This window comes from Limnobacter sp. CACIAM 66H1 (genome assembly GCF_001601825.1).
Classification (GTDB): domain Bacteria; phylum Pseudomonadota; class Gammaproteobacteria; order Burkholderiales; family Burkholderiaceae_B; genus Limnobacter.
Window position 1 is genome coordinate 36,363 of sequence record NZ_LUJK01000005.1, and the last position, 19,408, is coordinate 55,770.

16 protein-coding genes are annotated in these 19,408 nt (G+C 52.9%); 11 read left to right on the forward strand and 5 right to left on the reverse strand.

Going from position 1 to position 19,408, the window contains the following annotated elements; all coding sequences use genetic code 11:
• Positions 1-14: 14 nt before the first annotated feature.
• Positions 15-2,798, reverse strand: a complete 2,784-nt coding sequence (polA, locus tag A0129_RS02520; protein ID WP_291712126.1) for a DNA polymerase I — start codon at positions 2,796-2,798, stop codon at positions 15-17.
• Between polA and A0129_RS02525 the strand changes: the two genes are divergently transcribed.
• The 3 genes from A0129_RS02525 to A0129_RS02535 are packed head-to-tail and all read left to right on the forward strand — an operon-like array spanning position 2,799 to position 5,364.
• Entirely contained in the window at positions 2,799-3,536 is a 738-nt protein-coding gene (locus tag A0129_RS02525; RefSeq protein WP_291712128.1) for a TIGR00730 family Rossman fold protein, read from the forward strand.
• A 57-nt stretch (positions 3,537-3,593) separates the two neighbouring features.
• On the forward strand, positions 3,594-4,556 hold the full coding sequence (locus A0129_RS02530) for a homoserine kinase (protein WP_291712130.1): 963 nt from the start codon (positions 3,594-3,596) through the stop codon (positions 4,554-4,556).
• On the forward strand, positions 4,537-5,364 hold the full coding sequence (locus A0129_RS02535; RefSeq protein ID WP_291712132.1) for a BPSS1780 family membrane protein: 828 nt from the start codon (positions 4,537-4,539) through the stop codon (positions 5,362-5,364). The genes A0129_RS02530 and A0129_RS02535 overlap by 20 nt, the downstream gene beginning before the upstream one ends.
• Before the next feature lie 316 nt (positions 5,365-5,680).
• Here the strand turns inward: A0129_RS02535 and A0129_RS02540 are convergent, their stop codons facing one another.
• On the reverse strand, positions 5,681-7,912 hold the full coding sequence (locus tag A0129_RS02540; RefSeq protein WP_291712134.1) for a UvrD-helicase domain-containing protein: 2,232 nt from the start codon (positions 7,910-7,912) through the stop codon (positions 5,681-5,683).
• A 164-nt stretch (positions 7,913-8,076) separates the two neighbouring features.
• On the opposite strand from A0129_RS02540, the gene leuS reads away from it, so the two are divergent.
• Genes leuS through A0129_RS02570 form a run of 6 tightly spaced genes read left to right on the forward strand, consistent with a single transcriptional unit; the run spans position 8,077 to position 15,355 of the window.
• Positions 8,077-10,722: a leucine--tRNA ligase gene (gene leuS, locus A0129_RS02545; protein WP_291712136.1), complete on the forward strand. Its 2,646-nt coding sequence runs from the start codon at positions 8,077-8,079 to the stop codon at positions 10,720-10,722.
• 28 nt (positions 10,723-10,750) lie between these two features.
• The gene (gene lptE / locus A0129_RS02550; RefSeq protein ID WP_105029627.1) at positions 10,751-11,260 is read left to right on the forward strand and encodes an LPS assembly lipoprotein LptE; all 510 of its coding nucleotides are present in this window, start codon (positions 10,751-10,753) and stop codon (positions 11,258-11,260) included.
• Positions 11,257-12,297 (forward strand): DNA polymerase III subunit delta, encoded by a 1,041-nt coding sequence (gene holA / locus A0129_RS02555; protein WP_291712137.1) that lies wholly within the window; start codon positions 11,257-11,259, stop codon positions 12,295-12,297. Before lptE ends, holA begins: the two co-directional genes overlap by 4 nt.
• 13 nt (positions 12,298-12,310) lie before the next feature.
• Positions 12,311-13,567: a glutamate-5-semialdehyde dehydrogenase gene (locus tag A0129_RS02560; RefSeq protein ID WP_291712139.1), complete on the forward strand. Its 1,257-nt coding sequence runs from the start codon at positions 12,311-12,313 to the stop codon at positions 13,565-13,567.
• Positions 13,568-13,593: 26 nt separating this feature from the next.
• Entirely contained in the window at positions 13,594-14,025 is a 432-nt protein-coding gene (locus A0129_RS02565) for a CopD family protein (protein WP_291712141.1), read from the forward strand.
• A 16-nt stretch (positions 14,026-14,041) separates the two neighbouring features.
• On the forward strand, positions 14,042-15,355 hold the full coding sequence (locus A0129_RS02570) for a THUMP domain-containing protein (RefSeq protein ID WP_291712143.1): 1,314 nt from the start codon (positions 14,042-14,044) through the stop codon (positions 15,353-15,355).
• A 1-nt stretch (position 15,356) separates the two neighbouring features.
• Here A0129_RS02570 and A0129_RS02575 read toward each other — a convergent pair whose 3' ends face one another.
• Both A0129_RS02575 and A0129_RS02580 read right to left on the reverse strand, forming a co-directional pair.
• On the reverse strand, positions 15,357-15,845 hold the full coding sequence (locus A0129_RS02575; RefSeq protein WP_105029632.1) for a glutathione peroxidase: 489 nt from the start codon (positions 15,843-15,845) through the stop codon (positions 15,357-15,359).
• Between the two features lie 57 nt (positions 15,846-15,902).
• Positions 15,903-16,937, reverse strand: a complete 1,035-nt coding sequence (locus A0129_RS02580; RefSeq protein WP_105029633.1) for a type IV pilus twitching motility protein PilT — start codon at positions 16,935-16,937, stop codon at positions 15,903-15,905.
• 39 nt (positions 16,938-16,976) lie between these two features.
• Here A0129_RS02580 and A0129_RS02585 point away from each other — a divergent pair, with 39 nt between their 5' ends.
• Positions 16,977-17,690: a YggS family pyridoxal phosphate-dependent enzyme gene (locus A0129_RS02585; RefSeq protein ID WP_291712144.1), complete on the forward strand. Its 714-nt coding sequence runs from the start codon at positions 16,977-16,979 to the stop codon at positions 17,688-17,690.
• Between the two features lie 15 nt (positions 17,691-17,705).
• A complete protein-coding gene (gene proC / locus A0129_RS02590; RefSeq protein WP_291712146.1) occupies positions 17,706-18,512 on the forward strand; it encodes a pyrroline-5-carboxylate reductase in 807 nt (268 codons plus the stop codon).
• Positions 18,513-18,541: 29 nt separating this feature from the next.
• On the opposite strand, the gene ubiA is transcribed toward proC, so the two are convergent.
• Positions 18,542-19,405, reverse strand: a complete 864-nt coding sequence (ubiA, locus tag A0129_RS02595) for a 4-hydroxybenzoate octaprenyltransferase (protein WP_291712148.1) — start codon at positions 19,403-19,405, stop codon at positions 18,542-18,544.
• Positions 19,406-19,408 lie beyond the last annotated feature (3 nt).

Genomic DNA, 19,408 nt, shown 5'->3' on the forward strand with positions numbered 1-19,408 from the left:
CATGCTCCTGATATTCAATGCGCCTCTTCCCAATTATTGCCGACGCCACAACCCACCTCTAGCGGAACTCGCAGCTTGGCCACCTGCGTCATGATTTCAGGTACGCGTTTCTGAATCAATTCGAGTTCACCCTTGGGTACTTCAAAAATAACCTCGTCATGAACCTGCATGATCATCTTTGTATTGAGATTCTCCGCCTTCAACCAAGCCGACAATTCAACCATGGCCATTTTGATCAGGTCTGCCGATGTACCCTGCATGGGCGCGTTGATCGCAGCCCGTTCAGCACCGGCCCTGCGCGGGCCGTTCGGGCTCTTGATTTCAGGCAGCCACAGCCGGCGCCCGAACACGGTCTGAACAAAGCCGTCTTCTTTGGCCTGTGCGCGCACATTGTCCATAAATTTCGCCACACCTGGATAGCGGGCAAAGTAACGGTCAATATAGAGTTTCGCAGCTTCTCGGGTGATACCCAGATTGCCAGCCAATCCAAAGGCACTCATGCCATAGATAAGCCCGAAGTTAATCACCTTTGCGGTGCGGCGATGGTCGGACGTGACTTCGTTCAAACCCACTCCGAAAATTTCCGATGCAGTGGCACTGTGAATATCCAAGCCTTCATTGAAGGCATGAATCAGCGCCTCATCGCCTGAGATATGCGCCATGATGCGCAACTCAATTTGCGAATAATCAGCAGACACCAACACGCAACCTGGTGCGGCAATGAATGCCTCGCGCACCCTGCGACCCTCTGCGGTACGTACAGGAATGTTTTGCAAGTTGGGATCATTGCTGGCCAGGCGGCCGGTCACTGCCACGGCTTGCGCATAGTTGGTGTGCACACGCCCTGTGCGCGCATTGACCATGCGGGGCAATTTGTCGGTGTAGGTACTTTTCAGTTTGGCCAGCGACCGGTGTTCAAGCAACTTCGCGGGCAGAGGGTAGTCTTCCGCCAATTTGCTGAGGACTTCTTCATCAGTGGACGGCGCGCCACTGGCTGTTTTTTTCACCACGGGCAAACCCAGTTTGTCGAACAGCAACTCGCCAATTTGTTTGGGCGAATTCAGGTTAAAACTTCCCCCCGCCAATTCAAAAGCCTGCTCTTCAATCATTTTCAGCTTGTCGGCAATTTCGGCGCTTTGTGCCTCAAGCTTGTCAGAGTCAATTAATACACCGTTGCGTTCTACCTCAAACAACACCTGCCCAAAAGGCAACTCCACATCGCGGTACAACTTGGCAAGATCAGGGACCTTGTCCAGCTCGGCTTTCAAGGTGTGGGCGAGGCGCAAAGTGACTTCAGCATCTTCCGCAGCGTACTTGGTGGCAGTGTCGATAGGCACCTGGTCAAAGGTAATTTGACTGGCACCCTTGCCTGCCACTTCTTCATACTTGATGGTGTTGTAGTTCAACCAGCGCAGGGCCAACGCATCCATGCCGTGGGGCTTGTGGGCCTCAAGAATGTAGCTGGCCAGCATGGTGTCCTCAAACAGACCCTTCACCCACACATCATGATTGGCCATCACATGCAAGTCATATTTGGCGTTCTGGGCAATCTTGGGCGAATCAGAGTCCTCAAACCAGGGCTTCAGGAATGCCAGCACTTCGGCCAATGGCAATTGTGGCTCGGCGGTCAAATCTTGATGCGTCAGTGGAATGTAATAGCCCACCCCTGGTTTCACTGAAAATGAAAGGCCCACAATGCGCGCATTCATGGGTTCCAGCGAATCGGTTTCAGTGTCAAAGGCCACCGGCGTCTTGCTGGCGGCTGCCGCTTTCAGAGCCGCGAGTAGTTCATTCAGTTGCGCCTGTGTTTGCACACAAATGGTTTGGATTGAATCCACTGCTTGTGTAGGTGCATCAAACAGGCTCATGGAACTGCCATCGGGAGATCCTTCGACTTTCGGTTTCGCGGCAACTTCCTCTTCAGCGACACCACCCAAGGCTCGAAACCAAGTTTTAAACTCAAAACGCTGAAACAGTTTTTTGAGCTCATCTGTGTTTTCCGGATTCGCCTTCAATTGCTCCTCAATGTGACGACGAAGCTCGAACTCGCAATCTGTTTTGATGGTGACCAGGGTTTTGCCTGTGGGCAACCAGTCCAGTGCTTTTTGAAGGTTCTCGCCCACTTTGCCGCCAATTTTGTCGGCATTGGCCACTACGCCATCCAGTGTTTTGTACTCCGCCAGCCACTTGGCCGCGGTTTTGGGGCCCACCTTTTCCACGCCGGGTACGTTGTCCACCGTGTCGCCCACCAGCGTCAGGTAATCAATAATTTGCTCAGGATAGACACCGAACTTTTCAAACACCGCATCCCGGGTCATGACCGCGTTTTTCATGGTGTCCACCAATCGAACTTTGTCATTGACCAATTGAGCCATGTCTTTATCACCCGTGGACACAATCACCTCATCGAAGCCCTGCTCCAGGGCCACCTGTGCCAAGGTGCCAATTACATCATCAGCCTCAATGCCGGGCTCCATCACGATGGGCCAGCCCATGGCACGGGTTACTTCATGAATGTGAGGGATTTGAGCCGCGAGGTCCTCAGGCATGCTGGCCCTGTTCGCCTTGTATTCGGGGTAAATGTCGTCGCGAAAGGTTTTACCCGGCGCATCGAACACACAGGCGATACAATTGGAGGTGATATCGTCAGTGTTGTAATCTGCACGCAGGCGTCGAAGCATGTTAACCATGCCATAAATGGCACCAGTGGGCTCACCAGCGCGGTTTCGCAAATCGGGCATGGCATGAAAGGCACGGTACAGGTAGCTCGACCCATCAACCAGGAGTAATCGCTTCATATGACAACCAAAAATAAGAATATTCCGACATTGCGCCACCTTCCCTCCAAAGAACAATCGACCACAGTGAAGGCCCGAGAATCGTGGCATGTGTTGGGAATTATGGCAGAGTTCATTGAGGCGACTGAGAAGCTGTCAGCAATTCGCCCTTCGGTGTCCATATTCGGCAGCGCCCGGACCCCCGTGGATCACCCCTATTACGCGCTGACTGAGAATATCGCGCGAGCACTGTCTGACTCAGGTTTTGCGGTAATCAGTGGCGGTGGGCCCGGCATCATGGAAGCCGCCAACAAAGGGGCCTATGCGGGCGAATCGCCCAGCGTGGGTCTGAATATTGAACTGCCGTTCGAGCAAAGCGGAAACGCCTACCAGAATATTTCCCTGACTTTTCGCCACTTTTTTGCCCGCAAAGTGGCCTTTGCGAAGTACGCAAGTGCCTATGTCGTGATGCCGGGCGGATTCGGTACGCTTGATGAAATGTTTGAGGCCCTCACGCTAATACAAACCAACAAAGGCAGGCGCATCCCCATTATTTTGGTGGGCTCCAAGTTCTGGGCTGGCCTGATTGACTGGGTGAAAAGCCATTTGCTGGGCGAGGGAATGATCAGCCCAAGCGACATGGACCTGTTTGAAGTGGTGGAAACACCTGAGGAGGTGCTGAAATGCATATTCCACTTCTACGAGAAACGCACCTTCAATCCATCAGACAGTGAAACAGAGAAGCTGTTGGACTTATAAAGCAGGGTCAAACACAGGTAAAATCCGGGGTGCTCATGACCCTACTCAGGACTTTGAATGGCTGTTTTTACGCGCATTACCCAAACAGAACTGCAACAATGGCTGCAAGGCCGGGATTGCGGCGAGCTGCTTTCATTTCAAGGCATCGAGTCGGGCATTGAAAACACCAATTATTTCGTCAACACAAGCAAGGGGAGGTTTGTACTTACCTTGTTTGAAAAGCTCACCGCCCAAGACTTGCCATTTTACCTGGGCTTGATGCAGCACCTTGCTACAAAAGGCTTGGCTGTACCTGGACCGATACCCAACACACGCGGTGAATTGTTCAGTGAGCTGAACGGAAAACCCGCGACGTTGGTCAATTGTCTCGAAGGAAAATCAGTTGAATATCCGAATGCCGCCCAATGCCGACAGATCGGTCGGTTTTGCGCGCAAGCCCACCTTGCGGTTGCAGATTTTTCCGGCATGACACCCAACCCTAGAGGTTTGGCGTGGATTGAAAGTGCCATGAATTCTCTCGATTCGCATCTCCCCGTCGCGGTCAGAAAACTGCTACACGATGAAGTGAATCACCAAAAAGCCGTGGCTGAACGGCATGCCTACAAAATGCTGCCGAAAGGTGCAGTGCACGCCGATTTGTTTCGCGACAACGCGCTCATGCTAGGCGACACATTGGGTGGGGTCATCGATTTTTACTTCGCTGGGGTAGATACTTTTTTGTTCGACCTCGCAGTGACCGCAAATGACTGGTGTATCCAGCTATCTACTGGAGAATTGAATCCTGAATTGCTTGGTGCCCTGCTTGACGGTTATCAATCTGAACGCCCACTGAGTGCGCATGAGTGCGAACTTTGGCAAGACATGCTGCGTGCGGCGGGGCTTCGCTTCTGGACATCAAGGCTCTACGATTTTTACATGCCACGCGAAGCAGAAGTGCTGAACGTGAAAGACCCTAAACATTTTGAACGTGTATTGCTTGCCCGCAGGCAGGGAATACCGCTTGCCCCTCAACCGAATTAAGGAAGTCAACAAATTGGCCAACTACGTACATACTTGCCCGCCCAGTGCGGGATGGGATTGGCTGATGCAGGGCGTGCAGCTTTTCCGCAGCAAACCAGGTGAAATGTTCCTGTTTGGCAACACTTATCTGTTCATCATTCTTTTCATCGGAATCCTGATCCCTTTTATCGGCGCTGCCGCAGTGGCTGTTGCATCGCCAGCCCTGGGCTTTGGCATCATGCTGGCTGGCAAAATGGGGCAAAAAGGTTTACGGGTCAGTCCCAGCGTTTTGTTCAATGCCTTCAATCAAGACAACAGGAAACACCTGCAATCCTTGTTGATTTTAGGAGCCATTTACACCGCTTGTTTTGCGCTGATCCGGTTACTTGCGCACCTCGTTTTAGGCGCACAACCTGCAGTGTCGATTGATGACCTGCAGAAGGCCGATGCAGCCACCAGTGCCGCATTTATGGAATACATGGTGCTTTACATGATTTTCATTGGCATCACCAGCATTCCGGTACTGTTGGCTTTCTGGTTCGCGCCGGTGTTGGTGGTTTGGCACAATATGAAACCCATGCAGGCTCTGTTTTCAAGTTGGGTTGCTGTGTGGCGAAACAAGGGCAGCTTTCTGATTTATGGCATGGGCTGGCTTGTTCTGGGCTTGGGTTTTTCGTCAGTGTTTGTGGTGTTGCTTACATTGCTGGGCTTGCCCGCCGCATTTGTGAGCGCGCTGAACATGATGTGCGTGGCGCTGGTCATGGCAGTGTCGCTATGTACTTTTTACCCAACCTACAAAGCAGTGTTTGAGCACGATCCAACCGAGTAACTGGCCTGGACTGCAGCCTCTCGGCGCCTGTTAACTGCCCTATCGGCTTAGGCTCCGATCTCTCGCCACTGTGTTGGTAGCTCAATCGGCTTGGGTTCCGATCTCCGCCAGAAAACCTGTACTCCCCTTGCTGAGCCTCGCGATGCCTGAGAACGACCCTCCTAAACTGCGGGTCGGGTCCGTTCTCTGTCGCCCATGCTAGGCAACACCGGCCCTGCTCGGCACGCAAGGGCAGGTTTTCTTGAAGGCGAGGCGATCGAAACACCGCCGCCGATTGGGCAACACATAGCAGCAGTGCCCCTTCAGGTTCAGGACATCAACCCCGCTCAAGCTTCGCCAAACTCAGCATCAACCACTTCATGCCTTGGCGGCCAAAGTTGATTTGAATTCTTTGGTCATCACCCTCGCCTTCATAAGCCACCACTACACCGCTACCAAACTTGGCATGATTCACACCTGTGCCGATATCATAGGGCCGCTTGGCGGCTTTGTTGCTGTAACCCACGTTAAGCGTTTTATTCTGTCCCCACACTTTGGAATCGAGTGCATCCCAACCTTGGCTGGCAATGTGCGCGCGTTTCGGCGTTAACCATTTCAACACCTCCTCTGGCAATTCGTCCAGAAAACGTGAGCGCAGGTGATATCGAATTTGCCCGTGCAACATGCGCTGCTGCGCGTGGCTTAAAAACAGCTGTTCTCGTGCGCGGGTAATGGCCACATACATCAAGCGGCGCTCCTCTTCCACAGCCTCTACGCTGGTGCCATCACCACCCTCCACTGAATTGCCAATGCTGTTTTCGTGCGGAAATAACCCTTCTTCAAGCCCGGTGACGAAGACGCACTTGAATTCAAGCCCTTTGGCCGAATGCGCTGTCATCAATTGAATGGCCTCTTGACCCGCTGCCGCGGCGTTGTCACCGGCCTCGAGCGAAGCATGGGAAAGAAAATCAGCCAGCGGCGTGATCAACTTTTCTTCATCCACCATGGTGGCTGCAGCATCTTGGTAATACCCTTCAGCAATCGCAAACGAGGCAGCGGCATTCACCAATTCTTTCAAGTTTTCTACGCGGTCTTCCCCATCTTTGTCCGCTTGAAAATGTGCCACCAAACCTGATTCATTGATCACCTTGTCGACCAAATCGGCAAGGCTCAAACCTCGGGTCTCAAACCGCATGCGTTCGATCAAATCTGCAAATTTTTTCAAACCGGCTTGCGCCCTGCCTTCCATGCGATGAATGGCACGGTACAGCGAAGTACCCTGTGCTGTGGAAATATCCTGAAGTTGCTCGACGCTGCGCGCACCAATTCCACGGGCAGGAAAGTTCACCACACGTGAAAAAGAATTGTCATCGTCCGCATTGTCCATCAATCGCAGATAGGCCAGTGCATGCTTGATTTCTGCACGTTCAAAAAACCGCAAACCACCATACACACGGTAAGGCATGCCCGCATTGAACAAGGCTTGTTCAACAACCCGGGATTGCGCATTGGAGCGGTACAGAATTGCAATGTCCGACCGACCGTAGCCTTCTTCAAGCACCAGCTTCTTAATTCGGTCAATGATGAAAGCTGCCTCATCCTGGTCGCTGGTGGCCTCATACACCCGAATCGCCTCACCTTCACCAGCTTCGGTCCACAACTCTTTGCCCAGACGAGCCTTGTTGTGTGCAATCAGCACGTTGGCTGCTTTGAGCACATTGCCCACCGAACGGTAGTTTTGCTCCAGTTTGATGCGATTTTGTACATTGAAATCATTTTCAAACTGCACCATATTGGCCACGCGCGCACCGCGAAAAGCGTAAATGGACTGATCATCGTCGCCCACTGCAAAGATGCAGCCCTGGGGGCCGGCCAAGCGTTTCAACCAGTTATATTGCAAACTGTTGGTGTCTTGAAACTCATCCACCAAAATGTATTTAAAGCGAGCCTGGTAATGTTCCCGCAGCGCAGGGTTGGCACCCAACAATTCGAACGAACGCAGCAGCAGCTCAGCAAAATCAACTACACCCTCGCGCTGGCACTGGGCCTCATAGGCCTCATACAGCCGAACCATCATGCGGTGGTATTCGTCGTGCGCTTCCACATCCTTGGGGCGCAGGCCTTGGTCTTTGGCTGAACCAATGAAATAGCTCAGTTGCTTGGGGGGAAATTTTTCAGCATCTATGCCCAGCACTTTGTACATGCGCTTGATTGCCGACAATTGGTCTTGCATGTCCAGAATTTGAAAAGCCTGGGGCAAACCAGCTTCCTTCCAGTGTGCTCGCAACATTCGGTTGCATAAGCCGTGAAAAGTACCCACCCACATGCTGCGGGTATTAATGGGCAGCATGCTTGAAATGCGGTGAAGCATTTCCTTGGCCGCCTTGTTGGTGAAGGTAACTGCCAACACACCGTTGGGGCCCACTTGCCCGGTTTGAATCAACCAGGCAATGCGCGCTGTCAGCACCTTGGTTTTGCCACTGCCTGCCCCCGCCAGAATCAATGCCGATTCACGGGGCAAGGTGACGGCGGCCAGTTGTTCAGGGTTCAGGCTATCAAGTAAAGACACGGCTTCTCACATCAAAAATGGGTTTTGCTGTTGATTTTAACAGTGATTGCCCCACCCGCCCTGCCCGTAAAAAACGAAAAAGCCCGATATAATGACCGATTGGCCTGCCCCACCCGGCAAGGCCCCGCCCGCATTCAAAACTCACACCCAAGTTTCAACGCACCATGTTCGACAAATACGCCGCCCAAGACATTGAGAACGCCGTTCAAGGCCAATGGAAAGAATCGGACGCCTACAGGGCCGAGGCTTTCGCAAAAGATGCAAGCGGCAAACTAAAGCCCAAGTACTACTGCGTTTCCATGCTGCCATACCCAAGCGGCAAGCTGCACATGGGCCATGTACGCAACTACACCATCAACGATGTGATGATTCGCCAAAAACGCATGAAGGGCTACAACACCTTGATGCCCATGGGTTGGGATGCGTTTGGCATGCCGGCTGAAAACGCAGCGATGGCCAACGGCAAGCCGCCCGCAGCCTGGACGTACAGCAACATTGATTACATGAAAAAACAGATGGAATCGATGGGTTTGGCGATTGACTGGTCCAAGGAAGTAGCCACCTGCAAACCCGATTACTACAAGTGGAACCAGTGGTTGTTTTTGAAGATGCTTGAGAAAGGCATTGTGTACAAGAAAACAGGTACCGTGAACTGGGACCCGATTGACCAAACCGTGCTGGCCAATGAACAGGTCATTGACGGCAAAGGCTGGCGCTCGGGCGCTGTGGTTGAAAAGCGAGATATCCCCATGTATTACATGGCGATTACCGATTACGCCGATGTGTTGCTCGAGGATTTGAATGGCCTGCAGTGGCCAGAGCGCGTCAAAGTGATGCAAGAAAACTGGATTGGCAAATCCACCGGCGTGCGTTTTGCTTTCCCGCATGAAATCAAAAACGCTGCGGGTGAATTGGTTCAAGACGGCAAACTGTATGTGTTCACCACACGTGCCGACACCGTCATGGGCGTCACCTTCTGCGCCGTCGCCGCCGAGCACCCCTTGGCTACACTGGCGGCTGAAAGCAACCCTGAACTGCAAGCCTTCATCGCTGAATGCAAGGCTGGCGGCGTGGCCGAGGCCGACATGGCCACCATGGAAAAGAAGGGCATGCCCACTGGCCTGAGCGTAACGCACCCACTGACCGGCGAAAGCGTGCCAGTTTGGGTGGGCAACTATGTGCTGATGAGCTACGGCGACGGCGCTGTAATGGGCGTGCCTGCGCACGATGAGCGCGACTTTGCGTTTGCCTTGAAATACGGCATAGCGATCAAGCAAGTCATCGACGTGAAAGGCGAAGTATTCAACAACGCCGAATGGGCTGAATGGTACGGCGACAAAGAACGTGGTGTTTGCGTGGCCAGTGGCCCGCTGGATGGTTTGAATTACACCGCAGCTGTCGACAAAGTTGCCGAGCTTTTAGCCGCCAAAGGCTTGGGCGAAAAACGTATCCAGTTCCGCCTGCGCGACTGGGGCATTTCACGCCAGCGCTACTGGGGCACCCCCATTCCCATGATTTACTGCGACACCTGTGGCGATGTTCCCGTACCTGAAGCAGACCTGCCTGTGGTGCTGCCCGAAGACCTGGTGCCCGATGGCAGCGGAAACCCTCTGGCCAAAAGCGCTGCATTCTATGAATGCAAATGCCCCAAGTGCGGTAAACCCGCGCGCCGTGAAACCGACACCATGGACACTTTCGTCGATTCGAGCTGGTACTTCACCCGCTACGTGTGTAACGATGCGAACACCATGACCGATGAGCGCAGCGATTACTGGATGCCCATGGACCAGTACATCGGTGGAATTGAACACGCAATTTTGCACCTGCTGTACAGTCGCTTCTGGACCAAGGTCATGAATGACCTGGGCCTGGTGAAATTCCGTGAGCCCGCCACCGCCCTGCTGACCCAAGGCATGGTGCTGAACGACACCTATTACACCGAAGAGGCCAATGGCAAGAAAACCTGGATCAACCCGGCCGATGTATCGGTTGAGTTTGACGACAAGGGTCGCCCTGTGTCGGCCAAACTCAGCAATAGTGGCGCACCGGTACACATTGGTGGCGTGGAAAAAATGTCGAAGTCCAAAAACAATGGCATCGACCCACAAGCGTTGATCGACCAATATGGCGCCGACACGGCACGCTTGTTCACCATGTTTGCAGCACCGCCCGAGCAAAGCCTTGAGTGGAGCGATTCTGGTGTAGAAGGCGCGCACCGCTTCCTGAAACGGCTGTATCAACTGGCACTAAATCAGCAAGTGGCCATTAAAGCCCAACCCGTTTTAAACACCGCAGAATTGAGCAAAGCGGCTCAGAACACTCGCCGCGATGTACATGAAATTTTGAAACAGGCCAACTTTGACTACGACCGACACCAATACAACACCGTGGTGTCCGCGGGCATGAAAATGCTGAACACGCTGGATGCATTTGCTGGCGAAGCAAACACACCATCAGACCAGGCTGTGCTGGCTGAAGGTTTGAGCATTCTGTTGCGCGTGTTGTACCCAATCGTGCCGCACATCACCTTCCACCTGTGGAGCAGCCTGAACTACAGTGCCGCACACGGTGAATTGCTTGATGCACCATGGCCCGAAGTCGATGAGAAAGCCTTGGTACGCTCCGAACTGACCTTGATGGTGCAAGTGAACGGCAAACTGCGAGGCAGCATTGAAGTAGCCGCCGACGCTGACAAAGCCAGCATCGAGAGTACTGCATTGGCCAGTGAAGCTGCGCAAAAATTCATGGAAGGAAAACCGGCTAAGAAAGTGATTGTGGTACCTGGCAAACTGGTCAACATCGTTGTTTAAGATCGACCTCAACAACAAGCGAGTCTTTATGAAACGTTTCTTTCAAACCATTGCCCTGCTGGCAACAACGTTGGCACTGACAGCCTGCGGCTTTCAGTTGCGTGGCCAGTACAACTTCGACTTTGAAAAAATCGAGTTGCGCGGCATGGAAAATTCCGAAATGAACCGCAACATGGACTTGCAACTTCAAATTCTGAACCTGAAGGTAAACCCGCCTGAAGGTGCGCCCTTGAAGTTAAATTTGATCAGCGAAACGCGCGACCGCAGCATTGTCACGTTCAGTGCCACAGGCCGTGCGCGCGAGGTTCGAATTACCTATGAACTGCTCTATAGCGTGGTGGACAAAAACGGCGACTTCCTGATCGCCACCAGCCAACTGAGCCAACGCCGGGAACTCACCTACACCGATGATCAAATTTTGGGCAAGGAAGCAGAGGAAAACCAGCTTTACACCGAAATGCAGCGCGACATCGCGCGCCAAATTACCGGGCGGCTAAGCGCCTTGCAATTGGGATCAAAAGGGCAAGCCGCAAAGTGAAACAGATTGCGCTTGACACTTGGTTAAACGATGGCGCAAACACCGCTTTGCCACAACTGCTGTGCGTATTCACCGATGAACCGCTTTTTGCAACGCAAGCCGCCGACCTGTACCGCCAGCGACTGAAAAAACAAACCGATTACCAGCGCCAAATTGTGGAAGTAGACCGGCAATTTGACCCGCAAGAATTTTTGTCGCTGTTTGCTGAAGCATCATTGTTTGGCGACGTGTCACTGGTTGATTTGCGAATTAATCAACCCAAACTCGGCAAGGAAGCCGCGGAGGCCTTGGCCAAAGCAGCCCAGTGGATCGCTGCTGGTGATACCGGGCATTACCTGCTGGTCAATGCCCCGAAGCTAAACAAAACCCAGGAAAAAAGTGCTGGTTTTGCAGAATTGCTGGCCAAAGGCACCGAGATTGCGTGCCGCCCAGTGGGCGCCGACACCCTACCCGGCTGGATAGCACAAGCCGCCAAACGCAAAGGCGTACAATTAAGCCGCGAGACCTGCAGTTGGCTGGCCGAGAAAACCGAAGGCAATCTGTTGGTGGCGCATCAAACGATCGAAAAGCTGGCACTTGAACACCAAGGGGCCGTGGACATTGAGCAGGTTCAAGGCATGGTTGCCAATTCTGCACGTTTCAATGTCTTCGATTTGGGCGGCAGTCTGCTGGCCGGGGACGCCAAACGAATTACCCGAATGATGGAAGGCTTGGAAGCCGAAGGTGAGGCCCCTACCTTGGTACTTTGGGCCTTACAGGAAGAAATTCGTGCCATTCGCGACACACAGCAAGCCATGCGGCGCGGAATGTCTTTGTCGGATGCCTGCCGACAAAATAGAATCTGGGGACAAAGGCAAAACCACATTGCGGCGGCCCTGAAACGCCACACTCCGGGCAGCCTTCAAAAACTGACCGCTTGGTGTTATTCGGCTGAAAAAACCATCAAGGGAATGAGACAGGGCAACCCCTGGACCCTGTTTGAGATAATCGGCTTGGGCGTAGCAGGAATCGAGCCGCCCGAACTTTGGAACACCTGAAAGAGCAAGTAACATGAGTATCGAACAACAAATTCTGGCCATTGGAAAAAAGGCCCGTGCCGCTGCCGTTTACATGGCCAAAGCCAACACGCATGCAAAAAACAAGGCTTTGCTCGAGACAGCCAGGTTGATTCGCGCCAACAAGGCTGCGCTAACCCAGGCCAATCAAGCCGACATGGCACAAGCCAAAGCAAATGGCTTGGATGCTGCATTGCTTGATCGCCTTGCATTAAACGACAAGGCCATTGAAACCATGGCTGAGGGCCTGGAGCAAATTGCCCAACTGCCCGACCCAATTGGCGAAATGACCGATTTCAAAAACCGCCCGACTGGCATTCAAGTGGGCAAAATGCGTGTGCCCTTGGGCGTCATCGGCATTATTTATGAAAGTCGCCCGAATGTTACGGTAGACGCTGCTGGCCTTTGCATCAAATCTGGCAATGCCACCATTCTGCGCGGTGGCTCCGAAGCATTCCGGTGCAACCAGGCCTTGGCTGCCATCGTGGCACAGGGTTTGGAAGCGGCAGGCTTACCTGCTGATGCCGTGCAGGTGATCGACACCACGGACCGCGCTGCCGTGGGTACATTGATCACCATGACCGAATTTGTGGATGTCATCGTTCCTCGTGGTGGCAAGGGCCTGATCGAACGAATTTCCCGCGATGCGAAGGTGCCAGTAATCAAGCACCTGGATGGCATTTGCCATGTTTTCATTGATGAGTCTGCAAACCTTACCCATGCAGCCAACATTGCAGAGAATGCGAAAACCCACCGGTATGGCACCTGCAACACCATGGAAACTTTGCTGGTTCATACCCATGTGGCCAAGCCCGCCCTGGCGGAACTTGCGCAGCGTTACGCAGCCAAAGGCGTAGAACTTCGCGGCTGCAAACGAACCATGGCGCTGTTACCCAGTGTAAAAGCGGCCACCGAGGAAGACTGGAGCACTGAATACCTCGCACCCATTTTGTCAATCAAAGTGGTCGACAGTCTTGATGAGGCCATCGCCCACATCAACCAATACGGGTCACACCACACCGACTGCATCGTGACTGAAAATCACAGCAACGCCATGCGCTTTATCCGGGAAGTGGATTCTGCCTCCGTGATGGTCAATGCATCAACCCGTTTTGCTGACGGATTCGAATATGGGCTGGGGGCTGAAATCGGCATTTCAACCGATAAAATTCATGCGCGTGGCCCGGTCGGCCTTGAGGGCCTGACCAGCCAAAAGTATGTGGTGTTTGGCCACGGCGAGACTAGAAACTGATTGATGAAAACCAACTGGAGCAGCACATGGACGGTTATCTTTGGGTTAAAGCCTTTCACATTTTGTTCGTCGCATCGTGGTTTGCAGGCTTGTTTTACCTGCCCCGAATTTTCGTGAATTTGGCCATGGAAACCGAAGCCGCCGCCACGGCGCGTTTGCTGGAAATGGCAAAAAAGCTTTACAAGTTCATGACCCTTTTGGCCATTCCGGCCTTACTGCTGGGGTTTGCACTGGTGGGCGTTTATCAAATTGGGGTGGGCGGTCAGAGTGGCTGGCTGCACGCCAAGATTTTGATTGTGTTTGTGATTGCGGGTTACCACTACAGCTGTGGCCGCATTTTGCGCAAGTTTGAAGCGGGCCAAAACACACGCAGCCACAAATATTACCGTTGGTTCAATGAGGTGCCTGTGGTACTCATGACCATTGCCATCATTCTGGTGGTCGTTAAACCTTTCTAATTTCTAAAAGCGATTCATGCCCAATTCAAGTCACCGCCCTTCCAAGCCTGGCAAAGCCGGTCAGGAGCACAACTCCACCAAGCAGAGTGTGTTCAAGTGCTTTGCCAGTTGCCCGCGTGGCCTGGAAGAGATCCTTGTGGCTGAACTCGAAACCATGGGCGCTCAAAAAACCCGTGCAGTAACCGGCGGCTGTACATTCGAAGCCAGTTGGCGCCAGGCCACCCGCATGACCTATTGGACCCGGTTTGCGGGCCGCATTGGGCTTGAATTGGCGCGAGGCGAATGCAGCAATGAAGAGCAGTTCTACAATATTGCCAAGTCGGTTGACTGGTACAACTGGTTCAAGCTGTCCAACACTTTCCGTGTTGACCTGAATAATCTGGGAGCCGACATTCAAAGCGTTCGTTTCACACAGCTTCGTTTGAAAGACGCAGTGTGCGATGCGTTCCTTGAGCGTTTCGACGAGCGTCCGAATGTCAGCGTTGAAGCACCCGACGTGCGTATTTTTGCAGCCATCAATCCAACCGAGGCCATGGTGTACATCGACCTGGCTGGTGAAAACCTGTTCAAGCGGGGCTGGCGCGAAGAAGCAGGTGTGGCACCACTGAAAGAAAACCTGGCCGCTGGCCTGTGGCACATTACACGCCAAAGCGAAGCCGGTAAAAATGCCGATGTGTTTCTAGACCCGTTTTGCGGCAGTGGTACGCTGGTCATCGAATCACTTTCCCAGCTGTGCGATCGCGCACCAGGCCTGGAGCGCCCTTTTGCTTTTGAAAACCTGAAGCCCTTTACGCCAGAGTGGGGCAAAGAACTTCAAGAAGATGCCAACCGGCGCTTCAATGCAGGCCTGGACAAAGCGCTGACCACGCCCTACTTCCACTGGTATGCCAGCGACATCACTGAACTGCTGATCGACATTGCTCAAGAAAATTTGGTGCGTGCCGGTTTCGAAGAACTTCTTGATGCCGGTATCGTGCAATTTGCACAGCGCGATGCGCTCACTGTTGAACCACCCTCACCCCATGGCATCGTGCTTAGTAACCCACCCTACGGCGAGCGTGTGCGGGCCAAAGGTGCCGACGTGCCTGAGGATGAGGCGTATGAACGACTCTTCAAGGCATACGGCGATCATCTGAAAATGAATTTTTCCGGATGGACCGCATTTTTGTTTTCGGGCGATCTGGAAATCAAGAAAACGCTGGGCCTGAGCCCCAAGCGCAAGCGCCCATTGTTCAACGGACCGATCGAATGCAGACTGTTTGAGATTCCGTTGACCCGTGGCGTATACCGACCACGGGCCAATTCTGAACAGACACCAGAGGAAGGCTGAATTACTCGGCCAACAACTTGGCAATGTCCGCTTTGAGATCTGCAGGCTTGGTAGTGGGGGCGTAACGGTCGTATACCTCACCATTTTTACGCACCAAAAACTTGGTGAAATTCCACTTGATAGCCTCGGTGCCCAAGATGCCCTTGGCTTGCGAAGTCAGGTATTTGAACAATGGATGGGCATCGCTGCCTTTTACATCCACCTTCTCTGCCATCAAAAAATCAACGCCGTAATTCTTCTGGCAAAAGCTGGCAATTACCTCTTCAGTACCCGGTTCCTGGCCTCCGAACTGATTGCAGGGAAAACCGATAATCACCAAGCCCTTCTGGCCCAATTCTTTGTGCAGTTCCTGCAAACCTTCGTACTGCGGCGTGAAACCACACTTGCTGGCCGTGTTCACAATCAACAGAACCTTGCCTTGAAAATCAGCCAAGCTCAGCGGCTTACCGTCGAGGGTTTTGCTTGAAAACTCGTACACATTGCTTGCCATGGGAATTGCCTCTCAAGGGTTTGTTGAAAAGCAAGTTTACCTGCAAACCCAAATTGCTCAAGGCTGGTTCGAGCCCGAAATCACACTCATCGCCACTTCTCGAGTAATCCTTCCAGTCATCAAAAGCCGTTGCACCGCCTGCTCCATGGTCTGCATGCCATGCTGCGAACCCGTTTGAATCGACGACAGCATTTGCGCAACCTTGCCTTCACGAATCAAATTTCGAATCGGCGGCGTGGCCATCATGATTTCATGCGCAGCAACACGCCCGCCCCCCTGCTTTTTTAGCAGGGTTTGACAAATTACGGCACGCAGAGATTCCGACAACATGGCGCGCACCATGCTTTTGTCAGCCGATGGGAATGCATCAATAATACGGTCGATGGTTTTGGGTGCAGAGGAAGTGTGCAAGGTGGCAAAAACCAGGTGCCCGGTTTCAGCTGCGGTCAAGGCCAGTTGAATGGTTTCAAGATCACGCATTTCCCCCACCAAAATCACATCGGGATCCTCTCGCAAGGCAGAACGCAAAGCTGCACCAAATGAATGGGTATGCTCGCCCAATTCGCGTTGGTTAATCACACAGTTCATCGGTGTGTGCGTAAATTCAATCGGGTCCTCAATGGTCAAAATATGCGCCTTCTGGTTGCGGTTCACATCATCCACCATCGCGGCCAAGGTTGTGCTTTTGCCCGAGCCGGTGGGACCGGTAACCAACACCAGTCCATTGGGTTCACGCGCTATTTGACGAAACACGGCGGGTGCCTCCAGTTCCTCCAGTGTTTTTACTCGGCTGGGCACCACCCGAAATGCCGCCGATGCACCCCTGCTCTGCATGAATGCATTCACACGAAAACGCGACAAACCATCCACTGAAAAACTGTAATCACATTCATGCGACTGTTCCCAGCCTTGCCATTGCGCTTCTGTCATCGACCCCTGAATCAGTCGATAAATCTCACGGTGTCCCAACACAGATTCACTCAGTTTGCGCATTTCACCGTTCACGCGGATCATCGGCGGCATGTCTGCCGACAAATGCAGGTCCGATGCATGCTCTTCAACAGCCCAGGTTAACAATTCGGTCAGTGTCATGTGGCTATAATCTCCCTTTAAGCATTGAATTGATGCCCCATGAGCCGAGCCACACAATTGGCTGAAATTCAAAATCGAATCACAGCCGCATGCCACAAAGCGGGTCGACCGGGTTCCGCGGTCAAGCTGCTAGCGGTCAGTAAAACTTTTCCCTTGAGCGACATTCTTGAGTTTTACAGCTGCGGGCAAACAGCCTTTGGTGAAAATTACCTGCAGGAAGCGCTGGACAAAATCACCCAGCTGGCTGATCACCCCAATGCGCAAACAATGAATGCCAATCTTGAATGGCATTTCATCGGGCCCATACAAAGCAATAAAACCAAACCAATTGCAGAAAACTTCTCTTGGGTGCACAGCGTTGACCGCTTGAAAATTGCGCAACGCTTGTCAGATCAACGCCCAGAAAACCTCCCACCCTTGAACGTGCTGGTACAAATCAACACCTCAGGTGAAGACAGCAAATCCGGCGTCAGTCCTGAGCAGGCCATTGACTTGTGCCATCAAATTCATGGCATGAAAAACATGGTGCTGCGTGGCCTCATGACCATTCCCAGCAACACCGACAATGCGGACCAATTGAAAGCTGAGTTTTTAAAATGCAAATCTGTCTTCGATTCGCTGAATTCAAACGGCCTGAGTATGGACACACTTTCTATGGGCATGTCCGCAGACCTGGAGTTGGCGATTGAATGCGGCTCAAGCTGCGTGCGGGTGGGATCAGCCCTGTTTGGTGCACGCGACTATTCAAAATAAACACACGGAATCACTATGCAGAACACTCTATTCATTGGCGGCGGCAACATGGCATTTGCCATTCTTGGCGGATTGATTGGCAGTGGCATACCTGCCAGCACATTTCATGTGATTGATCCCAGCTCGGACGCAGCTGCAAAAATGTCCACTTTGAATATTCAGTGCACCACCGATTGGCCAAGCAACTTCACCCCGGAAATCGTGGTGCTCGCCGTAAAACCCCAACTGATGCAAACCGTGCTCAAAAGCCAAGCCTCACAGTTGAGCAACAAGCTGATTATCAGCATTGCCGCCGGGGTCAGCGTGGCTCAAATACAGGACTGGAGCCAGCAGAACAATGCACGCGTGGTGCGCTGCATGCCCAACACCCCGGCCTTGGTCTCGCAGGGTATCTCAGGCCTGTTTTTCACCGCGAATTGTTCTGCAGAAGATCGCAGTATTGCCCAGCAAATTTTCAGTAGTTGTGGCGAAGTGCTGGTGCTGAACCAAGAAGATGAAATCAATGCTGTAACCGCCATTTCAGGCAGTGGTCCTGGCTATGTTTTTTTCATGATGGAGGCCTTGGCCATGGCCGCGAAAAACCTGGGATTCAATGAAACGCAGGCCAACTTGTTGGTGAGCCAAACTTTTTTAGGCGCCGCCACACTGGCCAGGCAGTCCGATGATTCTTTTGCCACCCTGCGGGAGAAAGTCACGAGCAAAGGAGGAACCACCTTTGCCGGTCTGGAGCAGTTGCGCGCGCGCGGCGTGCAGGAGGCCATAGTGGGCGCAGCCAAGGCCGCATGTGAACGCGCAGTTGAACTGCAAAAGGGTGTTAGCTAAGACAACACCAAACCATGCGCCAGCCGCACTTAAAGATACTGCAGTACCAAACCCGCAAACAGCGCGGCGCCCAACCAGTTGTTGTGAAGAAAAGCTTTGAAGCACAGCGCACGGTCGCGATTACGGATCAGCATGAAGTGATAGGCCGCAATACCCACGGCACATACCCAGCCCAGCCAAAAAGCTGGGCCAAAGGCCAGTGAACTGGCCACCCAGGCCCACATTAAAAGGCTGGCTGCGTAGCACAACACAATGCCCAGTACATCATACCGGCCCAAGGTAATTGCTGCGGTTTTAATATTGAGTTTCAAATCATCGGGCTTGTCGACCAAGGCGTATTCCGTGTCGTAAGCCACCGTCCAAAATACATTGGCTACAAACACAAGCCAGGCGTGCAGGGGCACACTGCCCTGCACCGCCACAAAAGCCATTGGAATCGAAAAACCAAAAGCAATGCCAAGGTAGGCCTGTGGCATGGGAAAAAAGCGTTTGGTAAACGGGTAGCTGCCCGCCAGAAAGGCAGCAGGAATACTCATCAAAATGACAGACCAACCGAGAGGTAAAGTGATCAGCAAAGCCAAAACAGCCAAGCCAGCGGCCAGCAACAGGGCCTCTTTTTCACCAATCCGGCCACTGGTCAAAGGCCTGTTGCGGGTTCGCTCCACATGCAAATCAATGTCACGATCGGCATAATCGTTAATGGCGCAACCCGCCGACCGCATTAACACCACGCCAGCGATAAATATCAGCATCACATGCCAAGGTGGCATACCTTCGGCCGCCATCCACAAGCCCCACAACGTAGGCCACATCAACAGCAAAATCCCGATGGGCTTATCCAAACGCAGAAGCAGGTAATAGTCTCGCAGGCGCGCCTTACTCAGAACTTCCATCGA